The sequence below is a fragment of the Mesorhizobium sp. M0626 genome (assembly GCF_040320665.1).
In the GTDB taxonomy this organism is placed as follows: Bacteria; Pseudomonadota; Alphaproteobacteria; order Rhizobiales; family Rhizobiaceae; genus Mesorhizobium.
Window position 1 is genome coordinate 203,912 of sequence record NZ_JAMYQD010000014.1, and the last position, 17,308, is coordinate 221,219.

At 62.9% G+C, this 17,308-nt stretch carries 14 protein-coding genes; 11 read left to right on the top strand and 3 right to left on the bottom strand.

Features of this window, described 5'->3' with window-relative positions:
• Positions 1-28: 28 nt before the first annotated feature.
• From NKI37_RS19575 to NKI37_RS19585, 3 genes are read left to right on the top strand one after another with little or no spacing between them, the layout of a single operon-like run.
• A complete protein-coding gene (locus NKI37_RS19575; protein ID WP_023685296.1) occupies positions 29-952 on the top strand; it encodes a carbohydrate ABC transporter permease in 924 nt (307 codons plus the stop codon).
• Positions 952-1,800, top strand: coding sequence for a carbohydrate ABC transporter permease (locus tag NKI37_RS19580; protein ID WP_023668128.1), 849 nt, complete (start codon positions 952-954; stop codon positions 1,798-1,800). The genes NKI37_RS19575 and NKI37_RS19580 overlap by 1 nt, the downstream gene beginning before the upstream one ends.
• A gap of 3 nt (positions 1,801-1,803) precedes the next feature.
• Entirely contained in the window at positions 1,804-2,871 is a 1,068-nt protein-coding gene (locus NKI37_RS19585; protein ID WP_352787307.1) for an ABC transporter ATP-binding protein, read from the top strand.
• A gap of 2 nt (positions 2,872-2,873) precedes the next feature.
• Here NKI37_RS19585 and NKI37_RS19590 read toward each other — a convergent pair whose 3' ends face one another.
• Positions 2,874-3,716, bottom strand: coding sequence for an AraC family ligand binding domain-containing protein (locus tag NKI37_RS19590; RefSeq protein WP_081725414.1), 843 nt, complete (start codon positions 3,714-3,716; stop codon positions 2,874-2,876).
• A gap of 247 nt (positions 3,717-3,963) precedes the next feature.
• On the opposite strand from NKI37_RS19590, the gene NKI37_RS19595 reads away from it, so the two are divergent.
• The 6 genes from NKI37_RS19595 to NKI37_RS19620 all read left to right on the top strand — a co-directional run bounded on the left by NKI37_RS19595 (position 3,964) and on the right by NKI37_RS19620 (position 12,954).
• The gene (locus tag NKI37_RS19595; RefSeq protein WP_023687911.1) at positions 3,964-5,430 is read left to right on the top strand and encodes an alpha-glucosidase/alpha-galactosidase; all 1,467 of its coding nucleotides are present in this window, start codon (positions 3,964-3,966) and stop codon (positions 5,428-5,430) included.
• Between the two features lie 98 nt (positions 5,431-5,528).
• On the top strand, positions 5,529-7,640 hold the full coding sequence (locus NKI37_RS19600) for an ABC transporter substrate-binding protein (protein WP_023691352.1): 2,112 nt from the start codon (positions 5,529-5,531) through the stop codon (positions 7,638-7,640).
• A 99-nt stretch (positions 7,641-7,739) separates the two neighbouring features.
• On the top strand, positions 7,740-8,747 hold the full coding sequence (locus tag NKI37_RS19605; protein WP_023696253.1) for an ABC transporter permease: 1,008 nt from the start codon (positions 7,740-7,742) through the stop codon (positions 8,745-8,747).
• A complete protein-coding gene (locus NKI37_RS19610) occupies positions 8,748-9,884 on the top strand; it encodes an ABC transporter permease (RefSeq protein WP_023687914.1) in 1,137 nt (378 codons plus the stop codon).
• Positions 9,885-9,894: 10 nt separating this feature from the next.
• Positions 9,895-11,562 (top strand): ABC transporter ATP-binding protein, encoded by a 1,668-nt coding sequence (locus tag NKI37_RS19615; RefSeq protein ID WP_352787302.1) that lies wholly within the window; start codon positions 9,895-9,897, stop codon positions 11,560-11,562.
• Between the two features lie 21 nt (positions 11,563-11,583).
• On the top strand, positions 11,584-12,954 hold the full coding sequence (locus NKI37_RS19620) for an alpha-glucosidase/alpha-galactosidase (protein ID WP_352787299.1): 1,371 nt from the start codon (positions 11,584-11,586) through the stop codon (positions 12,952-12,954).
• Positions 12,955-12,983: 29 nt separating this feature from the next.
• Here the strand turns inward: NKI37_RS19620 and NKI37_RS19625 are convergent, their stop codons facing one another.
• Positions 12,984-14,630: an acetolactate synthase large subunit gene (locus NKI37_RS19625; protein WP_023714588.1), complete on the bottom strand. Its 1,647-nt coding sequence runs from the start codon at positions 14,628-14,630 to the stop codon at positions 12,984-12,986.
• 107 nt (positions 14,631-14,737) lie between these two features.
• Positions 14,738-15,625 (bottom strand): AraC family transcriptional regulator, encoded by an 888-nt coding sequence (locus NKI37_RS19630; RefSeq protein ID WP_023739495.1) that lies wholly within the window; start codon positions 15,623-15,625, stop codon positions 14,738-14,740.
• 147 nt (positions 15,626-15,772) lie between these two features.
• Between NKI37_RS19630 and NKI37_RS19635 the strand changes: the two genes are divergently transcribed.
• On the top strand, positions 15,773-16,429 hold the full coding sequence (locus NKI37_RS19635) for a glutathione S-transferase family protein (protein WP_023752109.1): 657 nt from the start codon (positions 15,773-15,775) through the stop codon (positions 16,427-16,429).
• 124 nt (positions 16,430-16,553) lie between these two features.
• Positions 16,554-17,114: an FMN reductase gene (gene msuE, locus NKI37_RS19640; RefSeq protein WP_023687920.1), complete on the top strand. Its 561-nt coding sequence runs from the start codon at positions 16,554-16,556 to the stop codon at positions 17,112-17,114.
• The last annotated feature ends 194 nt before the right edge of the window (positions 17,115-17,308 follow it).

Genomic DNA, 17,308 nt, shown 5'->3' on the forward strand with positions numbered 1-17,308 from the left:
GGCACCCACCCATGATTGTTGAGCGCTAATGACTTATGCCGTGTCCGAAATACGATCCGCCGGCCGGCCGCGAAAGAAGCGGCTGACGCATGCAGCAATCGAGCCCTGGCTTTATCTTTCGCCGGCGATCGTTCTGCTGGTCGTGGTGCTGCTGGTGCCGCTGATCATCGGCATCAGCTATTCGTTCCGGAAGTTCTCCGCCTTCAAATCCGAATATGTCGGTCTAGGCCAGTATCAGGCGATGCTGACCGACCAGGTGCTGGGGCAGGCGCTGGTCAACACGCTGTGGTGGACCGTCGCCAGCCTGTTCTTCCAGTTCTTCCTCGGCCTGGGTCTGGCGTTGCTGCTCGACAAACCGTTTGTCGGGCGCAAGTTCGTGCAGGCGGTGGTGTTCCTGCCCTGGGCGGTGCCATCTTTCCTGTCGGGCCTGACCTGGGCGTGGCTGTTCAATCCGATCATCGGACCACTGCCGCATTGGCTCTTCACGCTCGGGCTGAAGGCCGAGCCGACCAATGTGCTGTCCGATCCGGCGACCGCCATGTGGGGGCCGATCATCGCCAACATCTGGTTCGGCATTCCGTTCTTCGCCATCACGCTGCTGGCGGCGCTGAAGTCGATCCCGTCGGAACTGCATGAGGCGGCCGCAATCGACGGCGCTTCGCCTTGGCAGCGCTTCACCAAGGTGACGCTGCCGTTCCTGGCGCCGACCATCGTCATCACCGTCATGCTGCGTACGATCTGGATCGCGACCTTCGCCGATCTGATCTTCGTCATGACCGAGGGCGGGCCGGCCGGCTCGACCAGCACGGTGCCGGTCTACATCTATGTCAGCGCCTTCAAGTCGCTGGACAAGGGCTATGCCTCCGCGGTGGCGGTGCTGCTACTGGTACTGCTCATCGCCTATGCGATCGCGCTGATCGCCATCCGCCGCTTGCTGGTGAGGCACGTCTGATGATTGCCGGACGCTCCACCTCCTCGCGCATCTTCAGCGGCATCGGCCTCTACGCGGCGATTGCCGCCTATATGATCTTTGCGCTGTTTCCGATCTTCTGGACGCTGAAGATTTCGGTAACGCCGGAGCGGCTGCTCTATTCCGAGGGCATCACGCTGTGGCCGTCGCAGACCACCTTCCGCAACTTCATCACTGTCCTGGAAGCCTCTGACTTCCCCCGCTATTTCCTCAACAGCGTTATCGTCTCGGTGTCGACGGCGGCCCTGGTGACAGTCATCGCCACGCTCGCCGGCTACGCCATGTCGCGCTTCACCTTTCGCGGCAAGGCAACGCTGGCGATCATGCTTTTGCTGACGCAAACCTTCCCGCTGGTGATGGTCATTCCGCCGATCTACCGCGTCATGGGCGAGCTTGGCCTGACCAACAGTCTGGTTGGTCTGATCATCATCTACACCGCCTTCAACACCGCCTTCGCCACCTTTCTAATGCAGTCCTTCTTCGACGGCATTCCGAAGGATCTGGAGGAAGCGGCGATGATCGACGGCTGCACGCGGGCGCAGGCGATGCGCAAGGTGATCGTGCCGCTGACCTTGCCCGGCATGGGCGCCACGCTCGGCTTCGTCTTCACCGCCGCCTGGAGCGAATTGCTGTTCGCGCTGATGCTGATCTCCAGCGACGACCAGAAGACCTTTGCCGTCGGCCTGCTCACCTATATCGGCAAGTTCGCCGTGGACTGGGGGCAGATGATGGCGGCGTCGATCCTGGCGCTGATCCCGGTCTGCATCTTCTTCGCCTTCCTGCAACGCTATCTCGTCACCGGCCTCACCGCCGGCGCGGTCAAAGGATAATCGATGGCTTCCGTCACGCTGCAAAACGTCGAGAAGGATTACGGTTCGCTGCGCATCCTGCACGGCGTCGACCTCGAGATCGCCGATGGCGAGTTCGTCGTGCTGGTCGGCCCGTCCGGCTGCGGCAAGTCGACCCTTTTGCGCATGATTGCCGGGCTGGAGGAGGTGTCGGGCGGCGAGATCCACATCGGCGATCGGCTGGTCAACGATGTCGCGCCGAAGGACCGCGATATTGCCATGGTGTTCCAGTCCTACGCGCTCTATCCGCACATGGATGTGTCGTCGAATATGGGCTTCAGCCTGCTGTTGAAGAAGGCGGAGAAGACGAGGATCGACGGCAGGGTAGGGGCGGCGGCAAAGCGGCTCGGCCTCGACAGTTTCCTCGGACGTCTGCCCAGGCAACTGTCCGGCGGCCAACGCCAGCGCGTCGCCATGGGCCGGGCCATCGTGCGTGATCCCAAAGTGTTCCTGTTCGACGAACCGCTCAGCAATCTCGACGCCAAATTGCGCGTGCATATGCGCGCCGAGATCAAGGCGCTGCACCAGCAGCTCAAGACCACATCAGTCTATGTCACCCACGACCAGATCGAAGCCATGACTATGGCCGACCGCATCGTCGTCATGCATGACGGTTACCTCCAGCAGGTCGGCCATCCGCTCGAACTCTACGATCGGCCGATCAACACCTTCGTCGCCGGCTTCATCGGCTCGCCCGGCATGAACTTTTTTCCGGCGACAGTGGCCAAGGGCGGCAAGGTGGACGCGGTGCTGGCCGACGGCCAGAAGCTGAGATTGCCTGATGGCTTGCCATTGAAGGATGGCGATGTGCTCACCGTCGGGCTACGGCCGGAGCACATCCAGCTTGCCGACGATGGTCCGCTCAGGGCAGAGGTCGAGGTGGTCGAGCCGCTCGGCCTGTCGACGCAGTTCTATGTCCGGCTCGCCAACCAGCTGGTTTGTGTCTTCGTCATGGGACGCAGCACTATCCGGCCTGGCGATAAGGTGCGGCTGTCTGCCGATCCGGCGGCGCTGCATCTGTTCGATCCCGCAAGCGGCAACCGCATCGGGTAATCCTATCGAAGGCTGCCCAGGCTGGCATACATGCCGGTGGTGCGGAACTGCGTCGGGTTGATGCCGTAGAGCCGGCGGAAGACTTTCGAGAAATAGTTGGCGTCCTCGAAGCCGCACAGGATGGCGACCTCCTTGACCGGCAGGAAATCGGCTTTGGTTAGCAGCTTCGCCGCCCGCTGCAGCCGCTGCTGCAGCACGAACTCGGCCGGCGGAACGCCTTCGCTCTCGGCGAAGCAGCGCGAGAAATGGGCGCGGCTGAGGCCGCTGATCTGGACGAGCTCGGCCACGGGCAAGGGCTTGTCGAGATTGGCGTTGATATGATCGATGACCGGCTGCATGACGCTCTGTTTCTCAGTGAAGGCGTGCGAGCCGAAGACATCGTCGTAAAGCGCCATCGCCGCCTCATAGGCGATTGCCGAAGCAGCGCCAGGCGAAGCGCCGCCCTTGATCAGGCGCAGGCTGCAATCGGCGAGATGATCGATCGTCTCCGGCTGCAGCCGAAACACCGGGCCGGAGACGCTGAGTATGGATTTGTGGACGCGCAGCGCCTCCTCGCCATTCATCGAGATCCAGAAATATTCCCAGCGGTCGCCCTTCTCCAGCCAGTAGCGATGGTTGTGTGGCACCAGCACCAGCAGCGTGTCGTTGGCCTGCAGGCGGTAGTTGCGGTTCTCGTAGCGCAGCTGGCCGGTGCCGCTGATCGTGTGCTGCAGCACGGTGAACGGCGTCTGGCCGCGCTTGCGCCCATCCCAGTCGTAAGTCACGCCCTCGCGTACTTCATAGCCGGTGCTGGTCGGCATGGCATGCAGGCGCTGGCGGCCGCGCGGCAGCGAAATGGTGCGCATCAACTGTCCGTTGGCGATCAGATCATGCAGCACAAAATTACCCTCGAAAGCATAATCGTTCTCTGGCCGCGCCCTGGAATAACGGCATAATCCAAATCCTGAGAACGCGAAAGACCCGCGGTCGAGGAGCGGGCGGGGAGGAGAACGAGCCGGAATTCCGGCTCGAATGGCATGCGCGCCAAGGCGGGCCGCCATTCCCTTTCCTGTTGCTCCTTACCCGGCATTCGAATGGATCGAGGTGAAGGTGATGAGTTTCAAAATCGCTATTATCGGCGCGGGCAGCGTCGGCTTCACCAAGAAGCTGTTCACCGACATTTTGTGCGTCCCGGAATTCAGCGACATCGAATTCGCGCTGACCGATCTCAGCGAACACAATCTGCAAATGATCAAGGCGATCCTCGACCGCATCGTCGAGGCCAACAAGCTGCCGACCAGGGTGACGGCGACGACCGACCGCCGCAAGGCGCTCGAAGGCGCGCGCTACGTCATCAGCTGCGTGCGGGTGGGCGGGCTCGAAGCCTATGCCGACGATATCCGCATTCCCTTGAAATACGGCATCGACCAGTGCGTCGGTGACACGATTTGCGCCGGGGGCATCCTCTACGGCCAGCGCAACATCCCGGTCATCCTCGACTTCTGCAAGGACATATTGGAGGTCGCCGAGCCAGGCGCCAAATTCCTCAACTATGCCAACCCGATGGCGATGAACACCTGGGCGGCGATCGAATATGGCAAGGTCGATACGGTCGGCCTCTGCCACGGTGTCCAGCACGGCGCCGAACAGATCGCCGAAGTGCTCGGCGCCAAGTCGCACAGCGAACTCGATTATGTCTGCTCCGGTATCAACCACCAGACCTGGTTCATCGATTTGCGGCTCAACGGCCGCAAGATCGGCAAGGACGAACTGGTGGCTGCCTTCGAGGCGCATCCGGTCTATTCGCAGCAGGAAAAGCTGCGCATCGACGTGCTGAAGCGCTTCGGCGTCTACTCCACCGAAAGCAACGGTCATCTCTCCGAATATCTGCCCTGGTATCGCAAGCGGCCGGACGAAATCACCCGCTGGATCGACATGTCCGACTGGATCCATGGCGAGACCGGCGGCTATCTTCGCTACTCCACGGAAACCCGCAACTGGTTCGAGACGGAATATCCGCAATTCCTCGAAGCGGCGTCGAAGCCGCTCGACGTATCGAAGCGCTCGAACGAGCATGCCAGCCATATTCTCGAAGCGCTGGAGACGAACCGCGTCTATCGCGGCCACTTCAACGTCAAGAACACCGGCATCATCACCAATCTGCCGCAGGACGCGATCATCGAATCACCCGGTTTCGTCGATCGCTTCGGCATCAACATGGCGTCAGGCATCACGCTGCCGGAAGCCTGCGCGGCCACCTGCATGGCTTCGATCAACGTTCAGCGCATGTCGGTGCATGCGGCTGTTACGGGCGACATTGACCTGCTCAAGCTCGCGGTGCTGCACGATCCGCTGGTGGGTGCGGTGTCGACGCCGGAAGAGGTCTGGCAGATGGTCGACGAGATGGTCGTCGCCCAGGCGCGTTGGCTGCCGCAATACGCCGATGCCGTGCCGGCCGCCAAGGAGCGGCTTTCGAAATCGATGGTGAAAACCCGCGACTGGGCGGGTGCGGCGCGGCGCAAAGTGCGCTCGATCGAGGAACTGCGCGCCGAAAAAACGGCTCTGAAACAGGCCGGCTGAGAATGCTGGCAGGCGGACAGCGGGAGGCCGGTTCGCCAATCAGCCGTCATGAATAGATGCGGGCAGCAGCAGACGTCGAAACATCTGGGAGGAACACAATGAGGAACTTTCGTGGAATTGGCATTCTCGCCGGGCGAAGAATTGGCATTCTCGCCGGGCTGGCGCTGAGCGTCTCGGCATCGGCGCTTGGCAGTGCATACGCGTCCGAGCCGACCACGCCGCCGGCGCCGGCGGCGTTTCCCGCCGAGGGCAAGATCAAATACGTCGCCCGCGATTCCATCCTGGAGTTCAAGGCGCTGCCCGAATATCACGAGCCCGAGTGGGTCACCGAGAAATACGTCAAGACTGGCAAGCTGCCGCCGGTCAAGGATCGCCTGCCGAAGGAGCCGCTGGTGTTCAAGACCGGCAACATGCCGGACGGCATCGGCGTTTATGGCGACACCATGCGCCACGTCATTGGCGGCCGGCCGGAAGGCTGGAATTATGGCGCCGGCCAGACCCAAGGATGGGGCGGCATCGACATCGGCCTTTCGGAATGCCTGACGCGCACCGCGCCTTTGTTCCAGGTCGAGGCCAAGGACACCGAGCCGCTGCCCAACCTCGCCAGGAGCTGGGACTGGTCGAAGGATGGCCACACGCTGACCATGCACCTGGTCGAAGGCGCCAAATGGTCTGACGGCGTTGCCTTCAATGCCGACGATGTCATGTTCTACTGGGACGATGAGGTCGTCGACCCCAATGTCTCGCCGTTGAACGGCGCCACAGCGGAAACCTTCGGTGTCGGCACGACGCTGAAGAAGGTCGACGATTACACCGTCGAGTGGACCTTCAAGGACGCTTTCCCCAAACAGTATCTCTACGCCATGGCCTATGGCACCTTCTGCCCCGGCCCAGCGCATATCCTCAAGCCGCAGCATCCGAAGTACTCGAAGAATACCTACGAGCAGTTCAAGAACGCGTTCCCGCCGGAATATATGAACATTCCGGTGATGGGCGCCTGGGTGCCGGTGGAGTATAGGCCTGACGACATCATCGTCTTGCGCCGCAATCCCTACTACTGGAAGGTCGACGAGAAGGGCAACCAGCTGCCCTATCTCAACGAACTGCACTACAAGCTGTCGACCTGGGCCGACCGCGACGTGCAGGCGGTGGCAGGGGCCGCCGACTTCTCCAACCTCGAGCAGCCGGAGAATTTCGTCGCTTCGCTGAAGCGAGCGGCGGACAAGGACGCGCCGGCCCGGCTCGCCTTTGGCCCGCGCCTGATCGGCTACAATCTGCGCATGAATTTTTCCGCCAATGGCTGGGGCAATCCCGACGAACGCGGCCAGGCGATCCGCGAGCTCAACCGCAATGAGGACTTCCGCAAGGGCATCACCATGGCGCTCGACCGCAAGGCGCTCGGCGACTCGCTGGTCAAGGGGCCGTTCACCGCCATCTACCCCGGTGGCTTTTCCTCGGGCACCAGCTTCTATGACCGCAACTCGACCGTCTACTATCCCTTCGACATCGAGGGCGCCAAGGCGGAACTGGCCAAGGCTGGTCTCAAGGATACGGATGGCGACGGCTTCGTGAACTTCCCGGCCGGGACCGCCGGCGGCAAGAATGTCGAGATCGTGATGCTGGTCAACAATGACTACGGCACCGACAAGAGCCTCGCCGAAGGCGTCGTCGGCCAGATGGAAAAGCTTGGCATCAGGGTCGTGCTCAACGGCCTCAACGGCACCCAGCGTGATGCCTCGCAATATTCCGGCCGCTTCGACTGGCTGATCAGGCGCAACGAGCAGGAGCTGACTTCCGTCGTGCAGAATACCGTGCAACTCGCGCCCGTCGGACCCAAGACCAGCTGGGATCACCGCGCGCCCGAAAGCGGCGTGGTCGACCTGATGCCGTTCGAAAAGGAGCTTGTCGACATCGTCAACAAGTTCGTCTCCTCGTCAGACAATGACGAGCGCGCCAGCCTGATGAAGACGTTCCAGAAGATCTCGACGGAGCATGTCTACAATATCGGACTGACCGAATATCCCGGCGCCCTGATCATCAACAAGCGCTTCTCCAACATCCCGCAGGGAACGCCGATCTTCATGTTCAACTGGGCCGAGGATTCGATCGTGCGCGAACGCGTCTTCGTCGCCGCCGACAAGCAGCAGAAATACGAACTCTTTCCCGACCAGCTTCCCGGCAAGCCCGGCGACAAGGGGCCGACGAACTGAGTTTCCTCCCCTGGCTGACGCCCGGCCGCGCTACGCGCGCGGCCGGGACGGAGTAAGGTCAGCGGCAACAGATTAGATCCAAGGAGGAGAAACGGTCCGATGCTGCGATTCCTGGCCATGCGCATAGCATCGGCGGTGCCGGTCATGGTCATCCTGAGCCTGGTCACCTTTGCCATCATCCAGGCGCCGCCGGGCGACTATGCCGACTATATCCGTTCGCAGCTCATCAACCAGGGCGGGGCGTCTTTTGCCGAAGCCGACGCGCAGGCGCAGGCCTATCGGGTCGAGCACGGCCTCGATAAACCGCTGCCCGTCCAGTACCTGAACTGGGTCGCCGGCATCATCACCCGCGGCGATTTCGGCTACAGCCTCTATTACAACAAGCCGGTCGCCGCCGTGGTCGGCGAGCGGCTGCCGCGCACGCTGCTGCTGGCATTGGTCTGCCATCTGCTGGCGTCGGTGCTCGGCATCACCTTCGGCATCTGGGCGGCGACCAGGCAATACACCTGGATTGACTCGGCGCTGTCGGCAATCTCCTTCCTCGGCATGACGGTGCCGCGCTTCCTGATGGCGCTGATCATCGTCTATCTCCTGGTCTTCCAGTTCAACGTGTCGGAGATCGGCAGCTTCTTCTCGCCGCAATATGGCGGCGCGCCGTGGTCGTGGGCGAAATTCGCCGACCTCGTCAAGCATGTCTGGCCGGTGGTGGCGATCGCCACCTTCGGCGGGCTCGCCTACAATATGCGCGTCATGCGCGGCAATCTGCTCGATACGCTGAACGCGCAATATGTCGAGACGGCCAAGGCCAAGGGCCTGACCGGCAGCGCCGTCGTCATGCGCCATGCCGTGCCCAACGCGCTGCACCCGCTCATCATGTATCAGGGCGTGGTGCTGCCCTACATGCTGACCGGCGAGATCGAGACGGCGATCATCTTTGCGCTGCCGACGGTCGGGCCGGCCATTGTCGGCTCGATGGCGGTCGGCGACGTCTATGTCACGGCGACCTTCATGATGGTGCTGTCGGCAACGCTGATCGTCGGCAACATCATCGCCGACATGCTGCTCGCGCTGCTCGATCCGCGCGTGCGCCAGTTCAGGGAGAGCTAGATGCTGGCGCGCGACCCATCCCCGCCGCCGCCACCGGCTGAAGCAACCGCGATTGCGACCCCGCGCGGCAATGAGAGCTATATGGCGCTGGTCTGGCGCCGGCTGAGGCGCTCCTGGACCGGCATGGCCGGGCTGATCCTGGTGGTGCTTCTGGTGCTGATGGCGCTGTTCGCCGATTTCTTCGCGCCGATGGACCCCAAGGTGACCGATGTCGCTTTCGCCCCGCCGCAAGTGATGAGTTTTCACGACAGAGACGGGAATTTCGTGCTCCAGCCGCGGGTCTATGCGCTGGCGGATTCTGCTGACCTCGACCCGGTCACCTTCCAGCCGGTCGTCGGGCCGGATTACGAGCATCCGCGCCTGCTCGGCTTCTTCGTCAAGGGCGCCGACTACCGGCTGCTTGGACTGATCCCCGCCAACCGGCATTTCTTCGCTTCGGCCGACGGCCAGCCGGTGCATTTTCTCGGCACCGACAAATTCGGCCGGGATGTGTTGTCGCGCGCCATCCAGGGCTCGCGCGTCTCGCTGATGATAGCGCTGACGGTGGTGTTCATCATCACCGTCATCGGCACCACGGTCGGCATGGTCTCGGGCTATTTCGGCGGCCGCTTCGACGTCTGGATGCAGCGCTTTGTCGAGCTGGTGCTCGCCTTCCCGCAATTGCCGCTCTATCTTGCGCTGACGACGCTGATCCCGGTGACCGCGCCGACCAACGTCTTCCTCGCCTTCGTCATCATCGTCATGTCGGCGCTGGGCTGGGCGCAGATGTCGCGCGAGGTGCGCGGCAAGACGCTGGCGCTGGCGCGGATCGACTATGTGCGCGCCGCCATGGCGGTCGGCGCCACCGACATGCGCATCATCATGCAGCACATTTTCCCCAATGTGATGAGCCACGTCATCGTCGCCGTGACGATCGCCATCCCGACGGTGGTGCTGCTCGAAGCCTTTCTCGGCTTCCTCGGCTTCGCGGTGAAGCCGCCGCTGATCTCGTGGGGGCTGATGCTGCAGGACACGGCTACCTATTCGGTCATCGGCACCTATCCGTGGATCCTGTCGCCGGTCGGCTTCGTGCTGATCACCGTCTTTGCCTTCAACGCGCTGGGCGACGGCCTGCGCGATGCCGTCGATCCTTATTGAGGTGGCCGGGATGACTGTAGCGCTCGCAGCCACCTTCGCACCAGCCGTCCGGTTCGACCATGCCGGCCGCCACGACCAACCCATCATCGATGCCCGCAACATCGAGGTCGCCTTCAAGGTCGAGCACGGCGTCGTCGACGCGGTGAAGGATGTCTCGTTCCAGCTCTATCGCGGGGAGACGATCGCCATCGTCGGCGAGTCCGGTTCCGGCAAGTCGGTGACGGCGCGCGCTGTCATGGGGCTCTTGTCGAAGCGGGCCACCGTGTCGCCGAACTCGACCATCGACTATTGCGAGCAGGACATACTGAAATTCCCCGAGAGCGCCCGGCGCAAGCTGCGCGGCAATCGCATCTCGATGATCTTCCAGGAGCCGATGAGCTCGCTCAACCCGATCTATACGGTCGGCAGTCAGATCGTCGAGGCGATCAGAGTGCATCGAAAGGTCAGCCGCAAGCAAGCCTGGGCGCGGGCGCTCGAGCTTTTGCGGCATGTCCAGATCCCCGAGCCGGAAGCGCGCATCAAACAGTATCCGCACCAGATGTCGGGCGGGCAGCGCCAGCGCGTGATGATCGCCATGGCGCTCGCCAACGACCCTGATGTGCTGATCGCCGACGAGCCAACGACAGCGCTCGACGTCACGGTGCAAGCACAGATCCTCAATTTGATCCGCAATCTGCAAAAAGAACTCAGGATGGCGGTCATCCTGATCACCCACGACCTCACCGTGGTGCGAAAATTCTCCGACTATGTCTATGTCATGCAGCATGGCGAGATGTGCGAGCACAACGTCACCGAGCGGCTGTTCGCCGACCCGCAGCATGCCTATACCAAGCGGCTGCTCGCTTCAGAGCCGCACGGCAAGCCGCAGCCGCTGCCGGAAAACAGCGGCACCATCCTCGAGGCCCGCGATATGCGCGTCTGCTTCATGCTACGCCATGGCAGCTTCCTGAAGCCGGACTGGCGCGAGCTGGTCGCCGTCGACGATCTCGGCCTGAAGCTTTGCCGCCACGAGACACTGGGGCTGGTCGGCGAATCCGGCTCCGGCAAGACCACGTTCGGTCTCGCCTTGCTCAGGCTCACCGAGGCCAAGCGCGGCGAGGTCAGCTTCGACGGCCAGCCGATCCACGGCCTGTCGCGCGCCGGGATGCGGCCGCTGCGCTCGCGCATGCAGGTCGTTTTTCAGGATCCGTTCTCGTCGCTCAATCCGCGCATGACGATCGGCCAGATCATCGAGGAAGGGCTGGTCGTCAACAGGATCGGCGCGACACGGCGCGAGCGGGTCGATCGGGTGCGCGACGCCCTGGTCAGCGCCGGCATGCCCGGCGATATCCTGTCACGGTTCCCGCACGAATTTTCCGGCGGCCAGCGGCAGCGCATCGCCATTGCCCGGGCCATCGCACTGGAGCCCGAATTCATCCTGCTCGACGAACCGACATCGGCGCTCGACCTCTCGGTGCAGGCGCAGATCATCGACTTGTTGCGCAAGCTGCAGGACGAACGCGGCCTTAGCTATCTCTTCATTTCGCACGACCTCAAGGTCGTGCGCGCGCTCTGCCACCGTGTCATCGTCATGCAGAACGGCAAGATCGTCGAACAGGGACCCGTCGACGAGGTCCTCACCCATCCCAAGACCGCCTACACCGAACGGCTCGTCAGGGCCGCCTTCGACGTGGCGTAGCAAAGTGCCGGAGGCTTAATAGTGGCAAGACATCCCAGGATCACCTTCATTGGCGCGGGTTCGACCGTGTTCATGAAGAACATTGTCGGCGACGTGCTGCAGCGGCCATCGCTGTCAGGCGCGACGATCGCGCTGATGGACATCAATCCGCAGCGGCTGGAAGAGAGCGCCATCGTCGTCAACAAGCTGATCGCGACGCTGGGCGTGAAGGCGAAGGCCGAGACCTATTCCGATCAACGCAAGGCGCTCGCCGGTGCCGACTTCGTCGTCGTCGCCTTCCAGATCGGCGGCTTTGAGCCCTGCACCGTCACCGATTTCGAGGTGCCGAAGAAATACGGCCTGCGCCAGACCATTGCCGACACGCTCGGCGTCGGCGGCATCATGCGCGGCCTCCGGACCGTGCCGCATCTGTGGAAGATCTGCGAGGACATGCTGGCCGTCTGCCCCGACGCGATCATGCTGCAATACGTCAACCCGATGGCGATCAACACCTGGGCGATCTCAGAGAAATTTCCTGACATTAAACAGGTAGGCCTCTGCCACTCGGTGCAAGGCACGGCGATGGAACTGGCGCACGATCTCGACATTCCCTACGACGAGATACGCTACCGCTCGGCCGGCATCAACCACATGGCCTTCTACCTGAAGTTCGAGCACCGGCAGCCGGATGGGTCCTACCGCAACCTCTATCCGGACCTGATCCGCGCCTATCGCGAGGGCAGGGCGCCGAAGCCGGGCTGGAACCCGCGCTGCCCCAACAAGGTGCGTTACGAGATGCTGACGCGGCTCGGCTATTTCGTCACCGAAAGCTCCGAGCATTTCGCCGAATACACGCCCTATTTCATCAAGGAAGGCCGCCCCGACCTGATCGAGAAATTCGGCATTCCGCTCGACGAATATCCCAAGCGCTGCATCGAACAGATCGAGCGCTGGAAGGGCCAGGCCGAGGCCTATCGCTCGGCCGACCGCATCGAGGTCGAGCAATCGAAGGAATACGCGTCCTCGATCATGAACTCGGTGTGGACCGGGGAGCCTTCGGTGATCTACGGCAATGTCCGCAACAATGGCTGCATCACCTCGCTGCCGGACAATTGCGCCGCCGAGGTGCCGTGTCTGGTGGACGCCTCCGGCATCCAGCCGACCTATATTGGCGAGCTGCCGCCGCAACTCACCGCGTTGATACGCACCAACATCAATGTGCAGGAACTGACGGTGCAGGCGTTGATGACCGAAAACCGCGAGCACATCTACCACGCGGCGATGATGGATCCGCATACGGCCGCCGAACTCGATCTCGACCAGATCTGGGCGCTGGTCGATGAGTTGCTGGCGACACATGGCGACTGGCTGCCGACCTGGGCGCGTGTGAGCGCCAAGGTCCGGGCCGCCTGAGCGCTGCTGCGGCGGTATCTACTCCACCGTCAGGCCTCCGGTGGCGCCGGCAACCGGTGGCGCAGTTCCTCGACCAGCACGCGCTCGTTCTCCGAATAGTCGATCGGAACGACGACGAGATGGACGCCACCGCCGGCAAAAGCCTGTTCAAGCGTCGATTGTATTTCTGAGACGGCGCCGACCCTGGTTCCCTTGGCGCCATAGGCCTCGGCATATCTGACGAAATCGGGATTGCCGAAGGTCATGCCGAAATCGGGGAACTGGTCGACCGCCTGCTTCCAGCGGATCATGCCGAAAGCATTGTCCTCGATGATCAGCACGACCAATTTGAGCTTCAGCCTGACGGCGGTTTCCAGTTCCTGGCTGTTCATCATGAAGCCGCCATCGCCGCAGATCGCCATGACGCGGCGGCCGGGATAGAGCATCGCGGCCGTCATCGCCGAGGGCAGGCCGGCGCCCATCGTGGCCAGGGCGTTGTCGAGCAGCAGCGTGTTGGCGACGCGCGTGCGGTAGTTGCGCGCGAACCAGATCTTGTACATGCCGTTGTCGAGCGCCAGGATGCCATCGGCCGGCATCACCGCGCGCACGTCATGCACCAGACGCTGCGGCGTGAAACGGTCTTCGGTGGCGCGGGCGGCAATGCGGCTCAAAATCCCTTCGCGCAGCGGCAGTAGCGCCTGCGCGTTGGGGATCTTGCCCTCGAGGCGGTCGGCAAGCAGCCTGAGCGAAGCGCCGATGTCGCCGACCACTTCGGTCTGCGGGAAATAGACCTGCTCGACATTGGCCGGCTGGTAACCGACATGGATCACCTTCGGTCCCTTGTCGCCCATAATGAAGGGCGGCTTCTCGATCGTGTCGTGGCCGATAGTGATGATGAGGTCGGCCTGTTCGATGGCCTCATGCACATAGTCGCGCTCGGAGAGCGCGGCGGTGCCCATGTAGAGTTCGGTGCCGCCGGGCACCGTGCCCTTGCCCATCTGCGTGGTGAAATAGGGAATGCCGGTCCTGATCACGAACTGGGCGAGGTCGGACGTCGAGCGCGGCCGCGATGCGGCGGCGCCCAGCATCGCCAGAGGACGCTGCGCCTTGATGATCATCTCGGCGGCGCGGTCGAGCGCAAGCGGGCTGGCCAGCGGAAGCTCGACCGGATGCGGCGGGATCAGCGCGACATCGTCGCACTCCTCGGCCGCGATGTCTTCGGGCAGTTCCAGATGCACCGGTCCCGGACGCTCCTCTTCGGCAATCCGAAACGCTTCGCGCACCACGGCGGGAATGGTCTTCGCCGAGATGATCTGGCGTGACAGCTTGGTCAGCGGCTTCATCGCGGCGACGATGTCGACGATCTGGAAGCGGGCCTGGCGCGACGACCGGATGCCCTTCTGCCCGGTGATCATGATCATCGGCATGGCGCCGAGCAGCGCATAGGCGGCACCCGTCGTCAGGTTCAGGGCGCCGGGTCCCAGCGTGGTGATGCACACACCTGGCTTGCCGGTGAGCCTGCCATGGGTGGCGGCCATGAACGCCGCCGCCTGCTCATGACGGGTGAGGATGAGCTGGATCGAGGATTTGCGGATGGATTCGACGACGTCCAGGTTTTCTTCGCCGGGAATGCCGAAGATGCGATCGACGCCCTCATTCTCGAGGGCGGCAACAAGCAGGTCAGAACCTTTGGGCACGAAGCATCTCCTGGGCAAAGCGGCGGCGAACCGCGTCGGGATATGATCAGACATAGTGCTGGCAAAGCCCTAGCGCGAGGCGCGGCCGCCGCCAATATCGCTCTGCCTTACAGATCCTTCCGTTTCCTGAATTGGCCGGGCGAGACGCCGGCGTGGCGGCTGAAGGCGGTGGAGAAGGCGGCTTCCGAGCTGTAGCCGACCGCCTCGGCGACTTGGCCCAGGCTCTTGCCCTCGTGCAGCAGCCGGCTGGCCTGCCGCATGCGGCAGCCGAAGAGATAGGCCATGGGCGCTTCGCCGACGAGATCGCGAAAGCGGGCGGCAAAGGTTGCCCTGGAGAGCCCGACCGCGCGTGCCAGGGTCTCGATCGTCCAGTCGTGGTCATAGGCTTCATGCAGGGTCGCGAGCGCTCTGGCGATCGCGGGGTCCTGCAATCCCCTCAGCCAACCTGGATTGTCCATGCTTTCCAGACCGGAGCGCAAGGCGCGCGTGACGATGGCCCCAGACAGGCGAGCCATGACTACGTCGCTGCCGGGACCTTCGTCGGTCGCTTCCACCAGCAAGGCCTCGACATAGCCACGCAGCCATTTGGGCAGACGGCCATTCGATCCCCGGATGTGAACGATGCGCGGCAGGCCGGCAAGTGCCGGATGGTCGGCGTCGCGAAAGGCGAAGGCGCCGCACAGGATGACGGTCTTTTCGCCTTCGCCGCCGCTGCGAATACGCCCGGCTGCGGTTTGGGTCGCCAGTTCGGCGGCGGGGACGTTCGCGCTTTTGAGCGCGCCGGGCGACCGCAGCACATGCGGATCGGCGCGCGGTGCAATGATCAGGTCGCCGGCATCGAGAGGCTCGACATCTTCCTCACCGAACACCGCCTCGCATCGCCCCTTGATGACGACGTGAATGCCGCGAAGCCCAGCCTGGCTGAACGAGATCGCCCAGGGCGCGGCCAGTTCGAGGCGCCGGTACCCGGCGGCTGCGAAGTGCAATTCGCGCATGAGGGTAGCCAGGAGGTCCACGCTTCGCTCCAGAAACAGACGATCGATATATCAATCCAGACGCTGTCGAATAGCGCGCCGGCCTTACTGGACCTAGCTATGCCCGACAGGCCGCTTGTCGGCGATAACGAAACTCAGGAGTTATTCATGCCGCCAATCGAGCTTTTTGTCGCGCAGCTTTGTCCCTATGCGCACCGTGTCAGGCTCGCCCTTGCCGAGAAAGGCCTGCAGGCGACGGAAATCGAAATCGATCTGCGCAACAAGCCGGCGTGGTTCCTGAAACTCACGCCGACGGGAAAGGTGCCGCTGCTGCGCCATCAGGGGCAATATGTCAGGGAGTCGTCGATCATCTGCGAATATCTCGATGATGCATTCCCCGAACGGCCGATTTTCCCCAGGGATGCTCAGGCCCGCGCTGAGGCGCGCATCTGGATCAGCTTCGCCGACACGCAGCTTTACGCCCGGACGGCAACCATGATGCACAGTTCCGACGCTATGGTTCATAAGCGGATCAAGGCCCAGCTTGCCGACGATCTGCGCTTTGTGGAACAGCATGCCTTCGCCCTGCGAGGGGCGGACGAACGGTTTTTGCTGGGCTCGGAATTCAGCGCCGCCGACATCGCCTTCTATCCCTGGTTCGAACAGCTGTGCGTGCTTGAGAAATATCTGGGCTTCGTCATGCCGACCGAATGCGAGCGCCTGCTGCGGTGGCAGGAAACGGTTGCCGCCAGGGAGGCGGTGCGGACCTGCGCCAGGTCGCCCGGCTTCTACCTGGAATCCTATGGCCCGCTTCTCGCGGCCTGAGACGAGCGGGCAACGGAAAAAAATTCCTCACTATGCTGCTGCAAGGTCAGTCATTTGCTTCTTGCGGCAGGCGCAAGCCTGTAAATATGCGGCATCAAGCAGGTCCGCGAGAGGTGAGAGAAACATGCCCAATCCAACCGTCGTCGGGTTTTCCGGCAATTTCACCCGGCCGTCCAAGACGCGCGGCTTCGTCGACCAGGTCGTCAGGGACATTGCGCGCCAGCATGGATTGTCGGCGAGTACCTACGACATCGAAGACCTCGGCCCCTCACTTGGCGCTGCCAAATGGGCGCGCGATCTCGACGGTCAGGCGCGGGCAATCTTCGACAGCGTCGTCAATGCCGATGTGCTGGTGGTGGGGTCGCCGACCTACAAGGGCAGCTACACCGGCCTGTTCAAGCACTTCTTCGATCTGTTCGATCCCGCTTCCTTGCGCGGCAAGCCGGTGGTGCTGCTTGCCACCGGCGGCAACGATCGCCACGCGTTGATCGTCGAGCACCAGTTGCGGCCGTTGTTCGGCTTCTTCGAGGCGCTGACGCTGCCGACAGGGGTCTATGCCACGGACAAGGACTTTTCCGACGGCGTGCTGCGGGCCGAACCCATCCTGAAGCGCGTCGATCAGGTTGTCGGCGAGGTCGGGCTGGTGCTGGCCAATCGCTCGGCAGCCGGCGTTGCTGCCGGATAGAGCGAGGCGGGCAGACCGCCTCCGGCTTTGCTCGGGAGTGAATAAAAAGGCCCGCCACCGACGCGAATCGTGACGAGCCTCCTTGGAGTAGGCCAGGCCTCCCACAGCCCGATTGCTTTCAAAATCAATACCCCGCCGGCTACGCCTGGCGGGGTATCGATAGTAGGATCTGGATCGAATGGGAGCGATCCGGC